General features: G+C 54.8%; 1 protein-coding gene and 1 pseudogene. Both read right to left on the reverse strand.

The window, feature by feature from the left end:
• Nucleotides 1–19 precede the first annotated feature (19 nt).
• Nucleotides 20–505 carry a hypothetical protein gene (locus AK963_RS29915; protein WP_066018826.1) on the reverse strand — a complete coding sequence of 162 codons (486 nt, stop codon included), beginning with the start codon at nucleotides 503–505 and terminating at the stop codon, nucleotides 20–22.
• Between the two features lie 28 nt (nucleotides 506–533).
• Nucleotides 534–820: pseudogene (locus AK963_RS34190) on the reverse strand (hypothetical protein); the annotation flags it as partial.

An 820-nucleotide genomic window follows, 5' to 3' on the forward strand; every position in this document is an offset into this window, starting at 1 on the left:
CCGCTGGGCTGTGCAAGATTCAGCGTTGTCGGTTCTGTGCCGCCTGGATCAGGTACGGTGCCACGTTCTTGATGGCTCGCTCACCGAATAGAAAACCAAGGACTAATAAGTTGATCACGATCAGGGCGGACTGCTGCTGCTCGGAAAGTTGCCACTGGGTGAACCACTGGTAATCCAGGTATAAAGTGAAAAAGCCCCATATCGGGCGCTGGCAGCCTCGGGCGAATAAAATCAGATGGCCGATGATGGGCAGGGTCTTGAGGTCGTTGGCGGTCCCTTCCAGCTGGCTGATGCGTTCGGTCAGGGTCTGTTCTGCCTTAACCAGTGCCAAGTCGGCCTGATGACGTTTCTCCTGCTCTAACCGCTGGAGCTCCATGTAGATTTTGCCCTTTTGCTCCAGGGTCATGTCCGGGGGAAAGTAGGTTTTCACCACGTCGAACAGGGTGTCAGCTAATCCGCCGGTTAAGGTGTTGACCAGGGTGGCGGCAATTTTGTTGAAGCTCATAAGCGTTCCTTGCTTTTGCTTGCTGGTTTCAGTGGATAATCCGGTGGGGTACGCCTTCTTTTTCCCAGGTAATACCGGTATCAATGAGCCAGTCACTGTAGGGCTGGCATCCGAGTTCGTGATGGATCAGGGCTTTTATTAATGGGTTCAGTAATGGGCTGATGCCCATGGGCAGGCGCTGTTTCTCAGTCAGGCCGATGCGCTGGCAAACGCTTCTGACATAGGCGTCGGTGTCGTTTTCATTCGGCGGTGCCCAGCGGTGAACGATCTCCCGCAGGGTTCGCAGCTGGTGCTTGTGGTAGTAGGTCATCAGGG

Origin of the sequence: Endozoicomonas atrinae (genome assembly GCF_001647025.1) — a bacterium.
In the GTDB taxonomy this organism is placed as follows: Bacteria; Pseudomonadota; Gammaproteobacteria; order Pseudomonadales; family Endozoicomonadaceae; genus Endozoicomonas; species Endozoicomonas atrinae.

Excerpts from the sequence above, each read along its gene's own strand:
- AK963_RS29915 (WP_066018826.1), bottom strand. The coding sequence starts at position 505 with ATGAGCTTCAACAAAATTGCCGCCACCCTGGTCAACACCTTAACCGGC.